Source organism: Glycomyces sp. NPDC048151 (assembly GCF_043202775.1).
GTDB lineage: Bacteria > Actinomycetota > Actinomycetes > Mycobacteriales > Micromonosporaceae > Glycomyces.
In genome coordinates this window covers 172,436-188,714 of the sequence record NZ_JBIDBB010000002.1, presented here as the reverse complement: position 1 = coordinate 188,714, position 16,279 = coordinate 172,436, and the positions used below count along the sequence as shown (strand labels likewise).

The 16,279-nt window shown below is 70.5% G+C and carries 14 protein-coding genes and 1 pseudogene; 7 read left to right on the top strand and 8 right to left on the bottom strand.

Annotated elements, in window-relative coordinates; translation table 11 throughout:
- Window positions 1-7 precede the first annotated feature (7 nt).
- From ACGGCP_RS04270 to ACGGCP_RS04255, 4 genes are all read left to right on the top strand, one after another.
- Window positions 8-337, top strand: coding sequence for a PadR family transcriptional regulator (locus ACGGCP_RS04270; protein WP_392960848.1), 330 nt, complete (start codon window positions 8-10; stop codon window positions 335-337).
- A gap of 2 nt (window positions 338-339) precedes the next feature.
- Window positions 340-624: an HAAS signaling domain-containing protein gene (locus ACGGCP_RS04265; protein WP_392960846.1), complete on the top strand. Its 285-nt coding sequence runs from the start codon at window positions 340-342 to the stop codon at window positions 622-624.
- 61 nt (window positions 625-685) lie between these two features.
- Window positions 686-1,810 (top strand): HAAS signaling domain-containing protein, encoded by a 1,125-nt coding sequence (locus tag ACGGCP_RS04260; RefSeq protein ID WP_392960844.1) that lies wholly within the window; start codon window positions 686-688, stop codon window positions 1,808-1,810.
- Window positions 1,811-2,157: 347 nt separating this feature from the next.
- Complete coding sequence (locus tag ACGGCP_RS04255) at window positions 2,158-2,850, top strand: lytic transglycosylase domain-containing protein (RefSeq protein ID WP_392960841.1); 693 nt, start codon at window positions 2,158-2,160, stop codon at window positions 2,848-2,850.
- 78 nt (window positions 2,851-2,928) lie between these two features.
- Here ACGGCP_RS04255 and ACGGCP_RS04250 read toward each other — a convergent pair whose 3' ends face one another.
- The 7 genes from ACGGCP_RS04250 to ACGGCP_RS04220 all read right to left on the bottom strand — a co-directional run bounded on the left by ACGGCP_RS04250 (window position 2,929) and on the right by ACGGCP_RS04220 (window position 11,547).
- Window positions 2,929-3,426, bottom strand: coding sequence for an SRPBCC domain-containing protein (locus ACGGCP_RS04250; protein ID WP_392960838.1), 498 nt, complete (start codon window positions 3,424-3,426; stop codon window positions 2,929-2,931).
- A gap of 9 nt (window positions 3,427-3,435) precedes the next feature.
- Complete coding sequence (locus ACGGCP_RS04245; RefSeq protein ID WP_392960835.1) at window positions 3,436-4,371, bottom strand: hypothetical protein; 936 nt, start codon at window positions 4,369-4,371, stop codon at window positions 3,436-3,438.
- A 65-nt stretch (window positions 4,372-4,436) separates the two neighbouring features.
- A complete protein-coding gene (locus tag ACGGCP_RS04240; RefSeq protein WP_392960832.1) occupies window positions 4,437-5,213 on the bottom strand; it encodes a carbonic anhydrase in 777 nt (258 codons plus the stop codon).
- 250 nt (window positions 5,214-5,463) lie between these two features.
- Window positions 5,464-7,896, bottom strand: a complete 2,433-nt coding sequence (locus ACGGCP_RS04235) for an AAA family ATPase (protein WP_392960830.1) — start codon at window positions 7,894-7,896, stop codon at window positions 5,464-5,466.
- The gene (locus tag ACGGCP_RS04230; protein WP_392960827.1) at window positions 7,896-9,050 is read right to left on the bottom strand and encodes an exonuclease SbcCD subunit D; all 1,155 of its coding nucleotides are present in this window, start codon (window positions 9,048-9,050) and stop codon (window positions 7,896-7,898) included. Before ACGGCP_RS04230 ends, ACGGCP_RS04235 begins: the two co-directional genes overlap by 1 nt.
- Window positions 9,051-9,080: 30 nt before the next feature.
- Window positions 9,081-10,808, bottom strand: a complete 1,728-nt coding sequence (locus ACGGCP_RS04225; protein WP_392960825.1) for an ATP-binding protein — start codon at window positions 10,806-10,808, stop codon at window positions 9,081-9,083.
- The gene (locus ACGGCP_RS04220) at window positions 10,801-11,547 is read right to left on the bottom strand and encodes a pyrimidine reductase family protein (RefSeq protein WP_392960822.1); all 747 of its coding nucleotides are present in this window, start codon (window positions 11,545-11,547) and stop codon (window positions 10,801-10,803) included. Before ACGGCP_RS04220 ends, ACGGCP_RS04225 begins: the two co-directional genes overlap by 8 nt.
- A 168-nt stretch (window positions 11,548-11,715) precedes the next feature.
- Between ACGGCP_RS04220 and ACGGCP_RS04215 the strand changes: the two genes are divergently transcribed.
- Window positions 11,716-12,126 (top strand): peptidase inhibitor family I36 protein, encoded by a 411-nt coding sequence (locus tag ACGGCP_RS04215; protein WP_392960819.1) that lies wholly within the window; start codon window positions 11,716-11,718, stop codon window positions 12,124-12,126.
- A 110-nt stretch (window positions 12,127-12,236) separates the two neighbouring features.
- On the opposite strand, the pseudogene ACGGCP_RS04210 reads toward ACGGCP_RS04215, so the two are convergent.
- Window positions 12,237-13,478 (bottom strand): annotated as a pseudogene (locus tag ACGGCP_RS04210) (D-arabinono-1,4-lactone oxidase); the annotation flags it as partial.
- A gap of 182 nt (window positions 13,479-13,660) precedes the next feature.
- Between ACGGCP_RS04210 and ACGGCP_RS04205 the strand changes: the two are divergent.
- The gene (locus tag ACGGCP_RS04205) at window positions 13,661-14,938 is read left to right on the top strand and encodes an RNA-guided endonuclease InsQ/TnpB family protein (RefSeq protein ID WP_392960816.1); all 1,278 of its coding nucleotides are present in this window, start codon (window positions 13,661-13,663) and stop codon (window positions 14,936-14,938) included.
- 63 nt (window positions 14,939-15,001) lie between these two features.
- Window positions 15,002-16,234 carry an amino acid deaminase/aldolase gene (locus ACGGCP_RS04200; RefSeq protein ID WP_392960814.1) on the top strand — a complete coding sequence of 411 codons (1,233 nt, stop codon included), beginning with the start codon at window positions 15,002-15,004 and terminating at the stop codon, window positions 16,232-16,234.
- Window positions 16,235-16,279 lie beyond the last annotated feature (45 nt).

Here is a 16,279-nt window from a genome sequence, read left to right as displayed (position 1 = left end):
GGATTGCGTGGACAGATCGCAACTGCTCAAGGGCCTCCTCGACATCATCGTCCTGCGCGTGCTCGAACGCCAGGACGGCTACGGGTACGAGATCCTCAACCGGTTGCGCGCGGCGGGCTTCGACGACCTCGGCGACGCCTCGGTCTACGGCACGCTCCGGCGGCTCTACCGCGCGGGCTACCTGTCCACCTACGTGCAGCCCAGCGACTCCGGACCGCACCGCAAGTACTACGCGCTCACCGAACCGGGCCGGAAGTACCTCCGCCAGGCCCGCGAGGCCTGGGAGGACGTGAGCGCCAAGATGCGAGTGCTGTTCGACGCGCCCATGAAAGGCTGACCATGACCGACACCCCCGCGCGCCGCGACCAGGTCGCCGCCTACCGCGACACGGCCGAGCGCCACCTCGCCGACCTGCTCGAGGAGATCCGCCTCGACCTCGTCGCCGGACTGCGCGCCCACCTCGCCGACGTCGCCGCCGACCTGCGTCCCGGAGAGACCCTGGAACGCCGCCTCGGCAGCCCCGAGGAGTGCGCCGCCGCGGCCCTCGGCTACAGCACCGTCCTCGAATCCTTCCAGCACGACCATGCAACGGCGACGCCGCCGAGACCGGTCTACACAGCATGAGCACCACGGCACTGACAACCGCAGCAGCGCTTCGAGCAACGCAGTCGAGAAGGACGGCACCATGACGACCACACCCGACCGGTCCACCGAGATCGCGTCCTACCTGACCGCGGTCGAGCGGCACCTGAACGACCTGCCCACGCACATCAGGCAGGACCTCATGTCGGAGCTCGACGCCCATCTCACCGAGGTCGCCGCCGACCTCGAACCCGGCGCGTCGCTCCGCGACCTCCTCGGCAGCCCCGAGGCCTACGCCCGCGAACTGCGCGACACCGCCGAGGTCGACAAGGAGCGCGTCGGAACCAGACTCCGCCGCACAGTGGCGACGGCCGTCGCTCCGGCCGCCGCCAAGCTCAAGGCCGCCGCTGACCGTTTCGCCGTGAGTACAGGACACACCGACTCGGTCGAACTCGCCGAGCGCTTGCGGCCGGGATGGTGGGTGCTGCGCGGTGCACTGGCGGGCTTGCTCGCCGTCTACCTGCTCTCGGCCATCCAGTTCGGCGGGCCTGTGGTCTACCCGATCCTCGAATCGGTCCCCTTGACGCTGTTCGCGGCGGGGGCGGTGCTCTTCTTCGTCTGGCTCTCGCTCCGGGTCGGCACCCGATCACGGGGGTGGGGGAGGAGGCGTCGCCAGTGGGTGGCGGTCGCCGGAGCAGGTTTGGTGGTCTATGCGGTGTATGGCCTCGGGTGGCCGTTCGCGTGGATGCTCGGCGCGGACGACTACGTCGAGACGGCTTCGATGGATACGGATCCGTACGCTTACGTCCGCGACGTCTACGCCTATGACGAGAACGGGAACCTGCTCAAGGGCGTCTACCTCTTCGACCAGGACGGCAACCCGCTGTGGATCGGCGACCCGTACTCGTGCGGGATCGCGACCGACGACCCGTTCGCTACGCAGGACCCGTTCGCCGCCCAGGACCCATTCGCGACCGAGTCGACCGTGGACATGGGGCAGGTCTACGAGGAGGAGATCGCGAGCGCGGACGAGAACCTCGGCTACCAGTACCCGCTGTGCGTCCCGTCGGAGACTGAGGCGACCGTGCCGTCCGAGGGTGCGACCACGCCCGAGAGCACCATGTCTCCGGGCGAGGACGAGACCCCGACCGCCGCTGAGACGCCGAGCGAGCCGGAGCCCACGGCCTCCGCCGAGACGGCCACGCCGAGCGAGACCCCGACGAACTAGCCGGCTGAGTATCCGGGAACCCGGGAACCGGCCCTGCCGCGAGGCAGGGCCGGTTCCGCCTATTCCGGACAAGACGGGCAGCTTCACCGTCCTCTATGACATTGATCTCAGTGGACCTCCGTTGGAGAAGGTCTGCCGGGGCGGCGGGGTGTCAATGGGCCGTTCGGGGGAGGCCTCACGTCCGGGCCTCAGGAGGCCTGGGGCATCCGGCGCGATACCGTCGCTATCGGGCGAGACGGGCACTCGATGTGAACGCGCGCAGCGAGCAATGTGCCGTATTGGTGTGATTACTCAGTGGTACTGACTCTCGGGTTTGAGCCCCTAGGGTTGCCCCGATGTTTACCCGCATGAAGCCTTCCAGCGCGAAGCACCGCGCCGAGGACCCCCAGCGGCACCCCGCCCGCAAACGGGTCCTCGTGTCCGCAGCCGCCGTGCTCTTCGCAGTCGGCTCCGCCAGCAGCGCGAGTGCCGCGATCATCAACACGGACGACCCGACCGCCGAGGACCTCCTCGCCGCCGAGATCGTCGCCGCCTCCGGCAGCACCGAGCGCCAGTGGGACCAGGTCGCCCCGATGGAGAGCATCCTCCCCGTCACGCAGACCCCCGAGGCGACCGCCGAGAAGGCCGAGCCCGCCGAGGTCCCCGAGCCCGTGGTCGAGGAGGAGCCCGCCGCAGAGGAGAGCACCGAGTCCTCCGACAGCGGCTCGAGCGTCGACATCGCCGCGGACTGCTCCGAGTACTCCGGCAACCAGGCCATCGGCTGCACCATGACCCTCGACGCGGGCTGGGACATGAACGAGGTCGGCTGCCTCGTCAACCTGTGGGACAAGGAGTCCGGCTGGGACGAGACCGCCTACAACTCCGGTTCGGGCGCCTACGGCATCCCGCAGTCCCTCCCCGGCGACAAGATGGCCGCCAACGGCGACGACTGGGAGACCAACCCGGCCACCCAGATCGCCTGGGGCCTCGACTACATCGACGGCCGCTACGGGAGCCCGTGCAGCGCCTGGTCGCACAGCGAGTCCAACGGCTGGTACTAGCCCGCACCTAAGCTCGAATCCAAGCGGACCCGGAGTTCGCTGACCCATCGGCCCCGGCGCCCCCCGCGCCGGGGCCGCTCACGTCCCCAGGGCCGCTTCGAGCCGGTTGAACAGGAACAGCAGGCTGCCCTTGAGGTGCTTCTCGTCCTGCGAGCCGTCCCCGGTCAGCGCCGTGATCGCGTACTGCTCCGTGTAGTCGACCCGGGTTCCCGCACCCTCGGGACCGAGTTCCACGGTCACCAGCGACACCGTGCGCCGCACGCGGTCGACCTGCAGCTCGTACCCGAACACGAGACGGCGCGGCTCCACCAGGTCGAAGAAGTGCGACCGCCACTCCACCAGCTCGGGCGTGCCCGAAGGCGCGAACAGCGCGCTCGCGGTCTCGCCGCCGCCGACCCGGAAGTCCAGTTCGTGCACGGCGTCCTCGCCGGGGATGCGGAACCAGCGGTCGCGCAGCGGCAGCTCCGCGAACGCCGACCACACCCGCCCCGGGGCCGCCCCGAGCACCCGCGAATGCGTCGCGGTCCCGTGCACGACCTTGTCGATGCCGTTGCCCGCCAAGGCGTCAGATGTCATTTCCAGATCCTAGAACGGATCGTTCGTCGTCTCCGCCGAAGCCGCCCGCACCGAGCGCAGCAGCAGGCGCGGGTCGCCGAGCATCCGCTTCAGGCGGCGCTCCAGGCCCGCGATCGGGGTGAGGTTCTGCGGGGCCCGCGCGTCCTTGTGCGCGGCCGAGCCCAGCTGCGGCAGGGCGGCGGCCGTGGCGTCGGCGAGCGCGATCGCGGCCTCCTCGCTCAGGTCGTCGGCGGCCTCGAGCCGCGCGACGCCCGCCCAGCCCCGCGACGACGTGCCCGGCAGCCGCAGGTACCACGTGTAGCGCGGCCAGCCCGACATGAGGTGGAAGACCGGCGTGCGCTGGCCCGGCCGCAGCTGCTCGACGACCGCGTTCAGCTCGCCTTGGAGGTAGGAGCGGTGGTGGCTCTTGATGTAGCCCACCGAGTGCGGCAGGCGGGTGCGCCCGCGCAGGGGGCCGTCGAGGACCGACAGCTCGGCGTCCATGGTCACCAGCGAGGAGACCTTCGCCTCGAGCTCGGCCATGGCGGCCTGGGCGGTGGCGATGAGCTCGCCCGGGTCGGCGGACTCGGCCTTGCGGAACGGGTAGCGGCCGAAGTCCGAGCCGGGGTCGACGGCCGCGAACAGGCCGCGCTCGACCGCGACCTCCACGACGGACGCCTCGGGGGACGCGTGCCCGTCGAGGTTGCAGGCGACCGCTCCGGCCGCCCACGAGACGCACACGCCCGGCCAGCGCTCGCCGTCCTCGAACAGCTCGACGCGGGCGTCGATGCGGCGCACGCCGTCGACGACGACGATGCGGCGCGGCCCGGAGGCGGGCGCGTCGACCGGGCGCCAGTCGGCGGGTTCGAGCTCGACGCCCGCGTTCACGATCGCCTGATTGGCCCGCGAGGGCGACTCGGGGTTGTCCGCGAAGGACGGGTCCCAGGCGTCGACGGTGATCTGCAAGGCGCACCTGCTTTCCACAACGATTGCGGCCCAGACTACTGCTCCCCGTCGACGCCTTGCCCGCGCTAGGAGATCTCGGTGACGAGCCCGGTCTCGAGCGAGTACACGCCGCCGACCACCGTCAGCTCGCCGTCGGCGACGAGTTCGGCGAGGTTCGGGTGCTCCTTGAGCGCCTGCACGGTCAGCAGGACGTTCGCCTTGATCATGGCGTCGACCGGGTCGCCGGACTCGCCCTTGGCCGCCTCGTAGGCGGGGCGCAGGGCCTCGACGGTCTCGGGGAGCGCGTAGTCGTGCTCTTCGAGCTCGGTGCCCTCCTCGGCGGCCAGGAGCGCGTCGTGGGCGGCCGTGACGGCCCCGCACTTCTGGTGGCCGAGCACGACCAGGAGCGGTGCTTCGAGGGCGGCCGGACCGTAGGACACGGACTCGGAGACGAGCGGGTCGAAGACGTTCCCGGCGGTGCGGGTGACCATGAGGTCGCCGACGCCGGTGTCGAAGACGAGCTCGGGGCCGACGCGGGAGTCGACGCAGCTGAAGACGGCGGCGACGGGTTCCTGGCCTTCGGCGAGGGACTCGCGCCATTCGGCGTCGGTGTGGGGGTGGACGGGCGCGCCGTCGGCCCAGCGCTGGTTGCCGTCGAGGAGGGCGTCCCAGATGTCGGCGGCCGAGTCGAGCTCGTGGAGGTCGGGGACCTCGGGGGTCTGCGCGGCGGCGTCTTCGCCGCCCATACCGCCGCCGTCGGCGCTGCACGCGTCGAGGGCGAGGACGGAGAGGGAACCGAGGCCGATGGCACCGGCGCCGGTGAGGAGTTTGCGGCGGTTGCCGCGAATGTGCAATGTACTCATGTCGAATAAATACTTGAACCTTCAAGTTTAACGACGGGTGAACGATGCTCGTGTGGCTTGCGACATACTCGGACATCGCGACCAATTCGCTTCGCGCGCAAGGGAACAGCACGCGACCGGCCCACGGCTGGTCGCGTCGCGTCGGCGACAGCGAATCGAACGTACTCCTCGCCGCGGGCAGGTGCCACGAAGCGGGCGCGCGGAACCCCGAAAGGGGCGTCAAGAATTCGTCAAGAGGCCCTGACCTGCGCTAAGAGAAGGTCTTCTCCACATGGGACCCTTTGGCGTCCTTGGTGACCCGGAACCGCACGGGCACCCGTTCTGCGAGTTCCGCCACATGCGTGACCAGGCCGACGGTGCGCCCGGCCGAGAGCGTCAGGGCCTCCAGCGTCGTCGCGACCGCATCGAGCGTCTCGGGGTCGAGCGTCCCGAAGCCCTCGTCGAGGATGATCGACTCCAGGCTCGCCCCGTGCCGCGACAGGCTCGCGAGCTGGTCGCTCAACGCCAGTGCCAGCGAGAGCGAGGCCGCGAAGGTCTCGCCGCCCGACAGGCTCCGCGCCGGGCGCGGCATGTCGGCGTCGTGGTGGTCGACCACCCAGAAGTCCTGCTCGCGGTAGACCAGGTCGTACTGGCCGCCGGTGATGCGGTTGAGCATCACGGTCGCGCCTTCGACGAGCTCGTCGAGCGCCTCGCTGAGGAGCCACTCCATGAACTTGCGGGCGTCGAGGTGCCGGGCGAGCTCCTTGGCCACCAGCGCTTCTCCCGCGAAGCGCCGCATCTCGGCGTCGAGGTCGATGCGCCGCTTGCGGGCCTCGGTGAGCGCGGCGGCGTCGGCGCGCGCGATCTCCACCGCCGTCGCGTGGCGGGCCACGTAGTCGCCGCCGGTGCCGTTGCGGGGGACCTCGACATTGAACTCGCCCAGCGCGAACCGGAGTTCCTTGCGCAGCGTCTCGGCGCGGCCGTCGAGCCCCGCGAGCTCGGTGCGGGCGGCCTCGCGCTCGGATCCGGCGCGCTCCAGCGATGCCTCGGCCCACGCGACGAGCTGGCCCCAGCTCGCAGCGAGGTCGTCCCCGGCGGCGGGCGGGCCGAGCACGGCCACCTGGTCGCGGGCGTGCTGGAACTCCTTCCAGGCCCGCTGCTGCCGCTCGTCGGCGACGGCCTTGCGCTTCTCGGCCTCCCGCAGCGCCCGCCGCGCGGCCTTGAGCGCGGCCCCGGTGCCCGCGAGCTGCTGCCGGGCGTCCTCGGAGTTCGCCCGCTGCTGCTGGAGCACGGCCGGTTCGGGGACGTTCTCGAGCTTCTTCTTCAGCCGCCGCTCGGCGAGCTGCAGTTCGGTGAGCCGCTCCTCGTAGCTCTCCAGCTTCGTCTGGAGCGCGACCACGGCGGCCTGCGCGTCCCGGAACTCCACTGTGGCCGTTCGGGAGGCCTCTTCGGCCTGCTGCATCGACTCCGACAGGTCGTGCTCGGGCACGTCCGCGACGGGACGGTCGCAGACCGGGCACTCGTCGCCCACTTCCAGCCCGGCCCTGAGGGTCCCGGCCAGTTCGGCCATGCGGACCTTGTGGAGCACCGCGTGCTGGATCTCGACCTCCTCCGAGGCCGCCTCCTCCAGTTCCTTGGCCTCGGCGAACTGGTCGCGCAGCTCCTCGGTGAGCTCCTGCCCGGTCTTGAGCTTCGACTCGGTCTCGCCGAGTTCCGCCCACGCCTTGAGGTCCCGTTCGAGCTTCGCCAGGTCCAGGCCGTCCAGTTCGGAGCGCAGCCGCTCGTCCTCGGCCTCGGTCGCCTCGACCTCGGTGCCCTTCTCCGCGACCGACGCCGCGGCGGCGGCGACCTGCGCGGCGATGTCGGCGACCCCCGACGGCTGCTTGATGTACGTGAGCGAGGCGAGGTTCGCCTCCGCCTCGGTGAGCCTGCGCCGCGCCGTCTCGACGGCGGCCGCGAGCCCGTCGAGCGCGTTCGACTTGTCCCGCACCGGCTCCGAGAGCTTCTCCAGGCGCTCGACGCGTTCGGCGGCGTGCGCGATCTGCTCCTCCGTCACCGGGGCGATCCCGGCCAGCTGCGTCTCGTACGCCTGCCGCTTCGCGTCGGCGTCGACGAACCTGGTGCGGGCCCGCTGCTGGATCGCGCGGTACACGCTGTGGCCCAGCAGGTTCTCCAGGATGTTCCGCCGGTCCGCCGAAGAGGCGCGCAGGAACTCCGCGAACTCGCCCTGCGGCAGCAGCACGCACTTGGTGAACTGCTCGAACGGCAGGCCGATGATCCGCTCGGCGGCGGCGTTGACCTCGTTCGGGCTGCCGCCCAAGGCCTTCCCGAGCCCTTCGACGAGCTCGGTGTCCTCGGCCGGGTTCACGCCCTCGGGCAGCTGCTCCATCGCGGCCGTGGTGGTCTTGACCTTGCCGTTCCTGTCGCGCCGCAGGATCCGCGTCGCCACGTAGTGCTGGCCCGCCGCGCCGAACACCAGCCGCACCCGTCCCTCCACAGCGGACGGAGCGAGCGAGTTCTGCGTCGCCGACTTCGGCCAGCGCGGCGTCCTGCCGTACAGCGCGAAGCAGATCGCGTCGAGCACTGTGGACTTCCCCGCCCCGGTGGGCCCGGTGAGCGCGAAGAACTCGGCGTCGGTGAAGTCGAAGGTCTCGCTCCCGGTGTAGGAGCCGAAGCCCTGGAGGTCCAGTCGGACGGGCCGCATCAGGCCTCCTCGGTGACGGTCTGGGTGTCTTCGTAGAGCTGGGCGAAGAGCTTGGTCACGGCGGGGTCGTCGTGCTGGTGCTCGTGGAGGTACGCGGCGAACAGGTCGCCGGGGCTGCGCCCGGAGCGGCGTTCGCGCGGCTTCGCGTCCTCGGCGCGCATGACGGGGTCGATGTGGATCTGGACGGCGCGCGGGAAGAGGTCGGCGACCTCGCCGCGCAGCCCGGCGCGGGCGGGCTCGGTGACGAAGACCCGCAGCCACGCCCGTTCGTCCACTTTCGCGGATGCGAGCTGCTCCAGGGTGCCTCGCACGGTCTGCAGCGGCACGGCGGCCGTCAGCGGCACGGTGCGCGGCCGGGCGGGCACGCCGGGCGCGACGTCGACGATCGCGACGCTCGGCGTGTGGTCCTCCTCGCCGAAGTCGACGGCGAGCGGCCCGCCGGAGTACCGGATCGGGCAGGGCCCCTGGATCGCCTGTGCCTTGTGCAGGTGGCCCAGGGCCACATACGAAGTGGTGGGCGGGAAGATCGCGGCGGGAACCGCGTAGTCGGCCACGGTGTGGACCTCGCGCTCGCCGCCGCCCACCTTGCCGCCGACGACGGTGAGGTGCCCGGTGAAGAGGTTCACGGTGTCGGCGGTGAAGTCGTGGGTGAGCGCGGAGACGAGCCGCCGCAGGTGGTCGGCGTAGTTCGCTTCGGCTCCGGCCGCGCCGAGCTCGAACAGCTCTGCGGCCCTGACGGCGTGCCGCTGGGCGATGAACGGAAGCGCGGCGCAGCGCCACCGCTCGCCGCTCTCGGTCTCCCCGGTGATGAGGTGGTCGGCGGCCTTGCCGAGCGACCCGCGCAGGTGGATCCCGGCGGCGTGCGCCCAGTGCCGAAGGGCCTCAAGGGCTTTGCCGTTGTCGTGGTTCCCGGCGATGACGACGACCTCGGCCCCGGTGCCGCGCAGCGCGGACAGCGCCGAGAACAGGAGCCGCTGCGACTCGGCCGAAGGCGAGGCGGTGTCGAAGAGGTCCCCGGCGACGATCACGAGGTCGACCGCTTCTTCACGGGCGACGTCGACCATCTGCTTGAAGACGGTGCGCTGCTCGTCGAGGCGCGAGCGTCCCTTCATGGTGACGCCGACGTGCCAGTCGGACGTGTGGAGAATCCGCAAGGCCTGCTCCTCTTGGCTCTGGGCCCGTGTCTAGAACGGGATGTCGTCTTCGTCGTCCCCGGCGAGGTCGAACGGGTCGACCTTCGCGGTGGGGGACATGGCGCGGCCGGACCGCGCGGTGGGTGCCGGGGCGGACCCGGCCTCGGCGGGGCGGGTGGCCCAGGCCGGGAACGGGAAGTTCACCACCAGCGGGACCGGCAGTTCGGGCTGGGCCACGAACATGGTGCCGGGCTTGGCCATGAGCACGCGCATGCGCTGCGCCTGCGTCAGGAACCCGTACTCGGGGCGCGTGGCCTCGGCGGCGTCGAGGCGGCCGACGACCCGGATCGCGGAGTTCGACGCGATGCGCCGTTCCACTTCGGACGCGGTCTGCTGCGCGCCGATGAGGATGACCCCGAGGGAGCGCCCGCGCTCGGCGATGTCGAGCAGGATGTCCTTGATCGGGCTGGTGCCCTCGCGCGGCGCGTACTTGTTGAGCTCGTCGAGGACGACGAACTGGAGCGGCCGGGCGGTGCCCGCCTTCTCCTTGCGCTCGAACTCGGTGCGGAGCACGACGCCGACGACGAAGCGCTGCGCCCGGTCGGGCAGGTTGTGCAGGTCCACGACGGTGACCTGCGCGTCCGAGGTGAGCACCGCGCCCTTGGGCGGCAGGTCGCCGCGGATGAGCCGCCCGATGTCGCGCCCGGAGGCGATGAGGCGGCGGATGAACGCGTTCACCGTGCCCAGGCCGATCGCAGAACCGGCCCACTCCGTGCGGGTCTCGTCGTCCGAAAGCCGCTCGCAGACGAGGTCGACGAGGTCCCGGTAGCTCGTGAGCAGCTGCCCGTCGACCGCGACCGCGCCGTTGTCCTTGGGGCGGGCCTCCTTCCGCAGCCGGGCGGCGACCTGGTGGACGACCATTGTGTACTGCTGGCGGTCGTCGTCGCCGTCGGCGAACACGAACGGCAGCAGGCTGAGCTGGCAGAACTCGGCGAGCGTCCAGTAGAACGCGTCGACGCCCGTGGACCGGCACGCCACGTCCGGCACCCCGTTGGCGTCGCCCTCGCGCGGCGGCGCGAGCACCTCCACCGACTTGAACGCGCCGGGCTCCATGCCCAGGCGGCGGTACGAGTCGCGCACCGTCTCGTCGATCTTGGTGTTGTCGTGGTCCAGGAGCAGCAGGTCCTCGCCCTTGACGTTGAAGATGAGCGCCTTCGTGTTCGCGGCCTCCGCGCCGAGCGCGCCGGAGTGCAGCAGCGAGTAGAGCATCCACGTCGCGAACGAGGTCTTCGTGGCGACACCCGAGATGCCCGAGATCGAGACGTGCGCGCCGCGCGTGCCGTCGAGGAAGTCCGGGTTGAGGAACACCGGCTGGCCGTCGCGTGAGAACCCAAGGGGCACTTGGCGGGCCATGCCGTCGAAGTACAGGGCCCGGTCGCGGTCCTCGCCGGAGGCGCGCTGCACCTCCGCGCCGGGGCGCGGCGGCACGAACACCTCGGGCTCGACGCGGGTCACGGTGACCTCGGCGGCCTCCTGCACCTGCGCGGGGAGCAGGCCCCCGGCGATGTCGAAGACGTCCGAGTCGAACTGGGCCCCTTCGTGGCGCGAGCGCACGGCGGTGACGACGCCGGAGATGCGGACCGTGCCGACCCCGGGCACCTGCCGCTCGGTGGTGAGCACGTCGTCGAGCTGGGCGTACGCCTCGGGGCCGACGCCGACCCAGAACGCCAGGGGCGTCGCGTCCTCAGTGCCGAGCACGCGGCCGACCGATTCACTCATCAACAGATCCTCGCAGATACCGCAGGATGAGGTTCCCCCCGGCTTCGAGGACGTGTCGCAGCTCCAGAGGCCGCGCCGCCGGCGCCTCGGGGCCTTCGGCGATACGCATCGGACCGGCCCCGACCAGCAGCGGCGAGAGCGTCAGGTCGAGCTCGTCCACGAGGTCGGCCGCGATGAGGTCGCCGAACACGCGCGGCCCGCCCTCGCACAGGATCTGCCGCAGCCCCCGTTCCCGCAGCGCTTCGACCGCGGCGGGGTAGTCGACCTCGCCGGTGCCGACCGCGATGACGTCCGCGACCTTCCGGAACGGCCCGACCTGCGTCTCCGGCAGGTCTGCAGGGACGACGACGATCGGGCGCCGCGGCGCGAGCGTGAAGATCCCCATGGCCGGGTCGAGCCCGGCGAGGCTGCGCGAGGCGACCGCCATGACGGGCACCTCCGGCAGGCCCTGCGCCTTGCGCCAGGCCTTCCGCTCGGGGGAGAGGACCAGCGGCCCGTACCCCTCGGCCTTCACCGTCCCCGACCCGGTCAGGAGCACGTCACAGCGCGCCCTCAGGACCTTGAACACCCGCTTGTCCTCTTCACCCGAAAGTGGACCGGACAGGCCCTCCAGGGCCGCCGCGCCGTCGGCGCTGGAGACGAAGTTGACCCGCAGCCAGTCGGGCGCAGGCGGCGCGTACGCCGCGTAGACCTCGTATTCGGTCAGTTCATCGAGTTTTCGGTACAGCACCTCTGCCACGGCTGAAAGGTAGCCCACGGCCCCGACAACCGCGCGCAGGGGAACTTCCCCGATTCCGGCCCCGCCCGCCGGTGAAAACAGTAATGTCGTTCGCGTTGTGTCGCTGCATCGTCACCACAAGTGATCGATCGTCTTCGGCCGCAACACCACCCAACGAAGGAGACAACGATGTCCGCACCATGGAGCCGCCGCGTCACGACCGGGTTCGCGGCCGCAGGAGCCGCAATCCTCGCCGGCACGGCCTTCACGGCGGGAGCCGCCGCGGCCGAGCCGGTCCCCGAAGCGGGGACCTGCGAAGAGAACCACGTCTGCATGTGGGAGGACGCCGGGTACGGCGGCGACAAGTGGGTGAACTGGCAGCCCGGCGGCACCGGCCAGATCTTCGAGATCGGCGGCTGGAACGGCGACAACGAGATCAGCTCGGCCCTCAACCGCACCGGCTACGCCGTCGTGGTCTACGCCGACGACGGCGCCCAGGGCGACTCCTACTGCATCCACGCGTACCAGCCCATCCAGAACTTCAAGGAAGTGGGCTTCAACGACGACGCGGAGAGCCTCATGACCCAGGCTTCTTGCTAGACCTGCCAGTGCGCCCCGGCCGCCCGGCCGGGGCGTTCGCGCGCTCAGTCGCCGAGGACCCGCTCCAGGTACGGGTTCGAGAAGCGCCGGTCGGGGTCGACCTCCTTGCGCACCGCAAGGAAGTCGTCGAAGTGCTCGTACAGCTCGCCCAGGCGCTCGGCGTCGAGCGAGTGCATCTTGCCCCAGTGCGGGCGCCCGTTCGCGGCGTCGAAGATCGCCGCGCAGTCCTTGAAGTACGCCTCGTGGTCGTGCCGGTGGTACTGGTGCACCGCGATGTACGCCGTCCGCCGCCCCTGCGCCGTCGAGAGCCAGATGTCGTCGGCGGCCGCGAACCGCACCTCGACCGGGAACGACACGAGGTGCCGCCGCCGCTCGACCGTGGCGTCCAGCTCCCGCAGTACGTCGGGCAGCGCCTCGCGCGGCAGCGCGTATTCCATCTCGCGGAACACGACCGAGCGCGGGGACGCGAATACCCGGTGCGACACGTCCGTGTACTCCCTGGCGCTCCACACCCGCCCGGCGATCCGGTTCAGGCCCGGGACCATGCCCGGGAACCTCGCCCCGACCCGGTTGCTCGCCTCGAACAGGGTGTTCTCGGTGAAGGCCTCGCTCCACCAGTACGACAGGCGGCTCGGCGCGCGGCTCGGCTCCGACATCGCGTACCGGTTGTTGCGCTTCGTGAGCGTCCGCGCGGTGTGCGGGAACCAGTAGAACTCGAAATGGTCGTTCTCGGACACCAGCTCGTCGAGGTTGTCGAGCACCGCGTCGAGCCGCTCCGGCTTCTCGACGGCCTTCAGCCGAAACGCCGGGACGCACTGCAGCGTCACCTCGGCGATCACCCCGAGCGCCCCGAGCCCGAGCCGCGCCGCCGCGAACAACTCCGGCCGCTCGAACTCCGTACAACGCACGACAGAACCGTCCGCTAGAACCAGCTTCAAGCCCTTGACCTGCCACGCGAACCCCCGGTACCGGTCCCCGGTGCCGTGCGTCCCCGTCGAGATCGCCCCGGAGATCGTCTGCCGGTCGATGTCGCCCATGTTCTCCAGTGCCAGCCCGTGCGCGTCGAGGACCTCGTTCAGCCGCCACAGCGGCATCCCCGCCTCCACCGTCACCAGGCCCGATCGCGCCTCGACCTCCACGACCTGGTCGAGACCGCCCATGTCGACCTGCACGCCGTCGGCGACCGCGATCCCGCTGAACGAGTGCCCTGCCCCGACCGCCTTCACGCGCAGCCCGTCCGCGGCCGCCGCGGTGACCGCCGCGGCCAGCTCCTCGGTGCCCGCGGGCCTGACGGTGCGGGCGGGGTCGGCGTTCTCGGTGCCCGACCAGTTCTGCCAGATCGAGGGTTTCATCGCGGCAGTTCCCATAACGGCAGCTCCCTTACCGACTCTGGTTGAAGATGAGGTGTATTTCACTAGGCTCCCACAGGTCGTGTCAACTTTGATCGCAGGCCGGTGTCCTGGTGGAGGGGAATCTGAACCGAGGAATATCGCCGTAAATGAGAATGTCGTACCCCTCGGCTATGGTTTCGGTGATGCTGCTTCGCTACCGCTTCCGGGTGTATCCGACTGCGCCGCAACGCCAGGCGTTGGCGCGCACGTTCGGATCGGTGCGCACGGTCTACAACGACGCGGTCGCAGTCCGCCGGGAGGCTCATGCCGCCGGGCTCCCGTTCCCGAAGACGGCGGCACTGGACAGGCAGCTCATCACCGAAGCGAAGCGGACTCCGGAGCGATCCTGGCTGGCTGAGGTGTCCACGGTGCCGTTGCAGCAAGCCCTACGGGATTGTCACGCTGCATACCAGAGCTTCTTCAACTCGCTCAAGGGCCGACGGGCGGGTGCGCGAGTAGGGCCGCCGCGGTTCAAGCGGCGCTCGCATACTCAGGCCGCGCGATTCACCCGCAACGGATTCGTGATGCGTTCAAACGGCCGGGTCTACATCGCCAAAATCGGAGAGGTGCGGGTCGCCTGGTCCCGCACGCTTCCGGGCGAACCCGGCTCGGTGACAGTTGTCAAGTCCTCAACGGGTAAGTACTTCGCCAGCTTCGTCGTCGCTGTCGACGACGACGCCGAGGAGTTGGCGCCAGTGGAACTGGAGACCGGGATCGACCTGGGCCTGAAGGACTTCGCGGTGCTGCGGGGCGGGAAGGTGATCGAATCCCAGAAGCTCTTTCGAAAAATGGAGCGGAGGATCGCCAAGGCCCAGCGGGCCCTTTCCCGCAAGCAGCGGGGGAGCGCCAACAGCGCGAAGGCGCGGCTGAAGGTGGCGAGACTTCACGAGCAGACGAGAAACCGGCGGGACGACTGGCTGAACAAGCAGGTTGCGGCGATCATCGGCGAGAACCAAGCCGTGCACGTCGAAGACCTGAATGTAAAAGGCCTCGCCCGCGGACACGCCGCGAAATCGATGCACGACCAAGCGCTGGGATTGTTCCTCAGCAGGCTTCGGTCGAAAGCGCGCCGTGCGGGTCGGACGTTTGCGCGGGTGGACCGGTACTTGCCGTCCACTCAGCTGTGCTCGACCTGTGGGGCACTGACCGGGCCGAAAGGCAGGGAAGGGCTTTCGATTCGGGAGTGGGCCTGCCCCTGTGGAGCGGTGCACGACCGGGATGCCAACGCCGAGATCAACATCAGGCGTGAAGGACAGCGCCTCGTCGCCGCAGGACTTGCGGAGACTCAAAACGCCTGTGGACAGGGTGTAAGACCAGGGACACCTGGCGGACCTGGGCAAACCCGAAAGGGTCAGAAGCAGGAACCCGCCCGTACCCGGCTCGCTCCGACGAGCCGCCAGCCGGGAACCTTCTCCAGTTGAGGAGGAGGGGAAGTCAAGGTAGCTTTCATCTAACCCCCAATTGAGCTGCCGAAGGGAAGTCGGATGGGCTACCAGCGAGTTACCGGGGTCGATGTCCCCGCCGCGCTCGAACACCGGTTCGCCGAACTGGGCCGCGCCACCGCCGGGCTCCAGCCGCCGTTCGCGGTCGTCGACCTCAACGCCTTCGACACCAACGCGGCCATCCTGCGCCGCAACGCCATCGGAAAACCCCTGCGCCTCGCCAGCAAATCGCTGCGCTGCCGCCCCCTCATGCGCCGCGCCCTCGCCCAGCCAGGCTTCAAAGGCATCCTCGGCTTCACCCTCCCCGAGGCGATCTGGCTCGCACAGGAATTCGAGGACATCGTCGTCGCCTATCCGACAGCCGACACCGACGCCCTCCGCGCCCTCGCCGCCGACGAGGAGCTCGCCCGCCGCATCACGCTCATGGTCGACTCCGTCGAGCACCTCGACTTCCTGCGCCGCCACGTCGAACCCGACCCCAGCCGGACCCTCCGCGTCTGCCTCGAACTCGACGTCTCCCTCGAACTCCTCGGCGGCCGCATCCACATCGGCGCCCACCGCTCCCCGGTCCGCACCCCCGAGCACGCCCTCGACATGGCCCACGAGATCGACAAGCGCCCCGGCGTCGACCTCGTCGGCATCATGGCCTACGAAGGCCAGATCGCCGGCGTCCAGGACGCCTACTCCGCCGCCGCCCTCAAATACCCGCTCGTGCGGCTCATGCAGCGCGTCTCCCGCCTCGAACTCGCCGAACGCCGCGCCGAGGCCGTCGCCGCCGTCCGCAGCGTCGCCGACCTCGAATTCGTCAACGGCGGCGGCACCGGCTCGGTCGTCTCCACCGCCGCCGACCCCTCCGTCACCGAGATCGCCGCGGGCTCGGGCCTCTACTCGCCCGCCCTCTTCGACGGCTACCGCTCGATCCGGCCCATCCCCGCCGCGTTCTTCGCGCTACCGGTGGTCCGCCGCCCCCGCCCCGGCATCGTCACCGCCCTCGGCGGCGGCTGGGTCGCCTCCGGCGTGCCCGGCCCCGACCGCCTCCCGAAGCCGACCTTCCCGGCCGGGATGCGCTACTCCAAGACCGAAGGCGCCGGCGAAGTCCAGACCCCGCTCAAAGGCCGCGTCGCCGACGCCCTCGCCATCGGCGACCGCGTCTGGATGCGCCACGCCAAAGCGGGCGAGCTCGCCGAACGCGTCAACACCATCTACCTCGTCAAAGGCGGCGAACTCGTCGACGAGGCCCCGACCTACCGCGGCGAAGGCCACGCCTTCGCCTGACACGCGACGCGAAAAGGCCCGGCGGGAAAACCCGCCGGGCCCTTC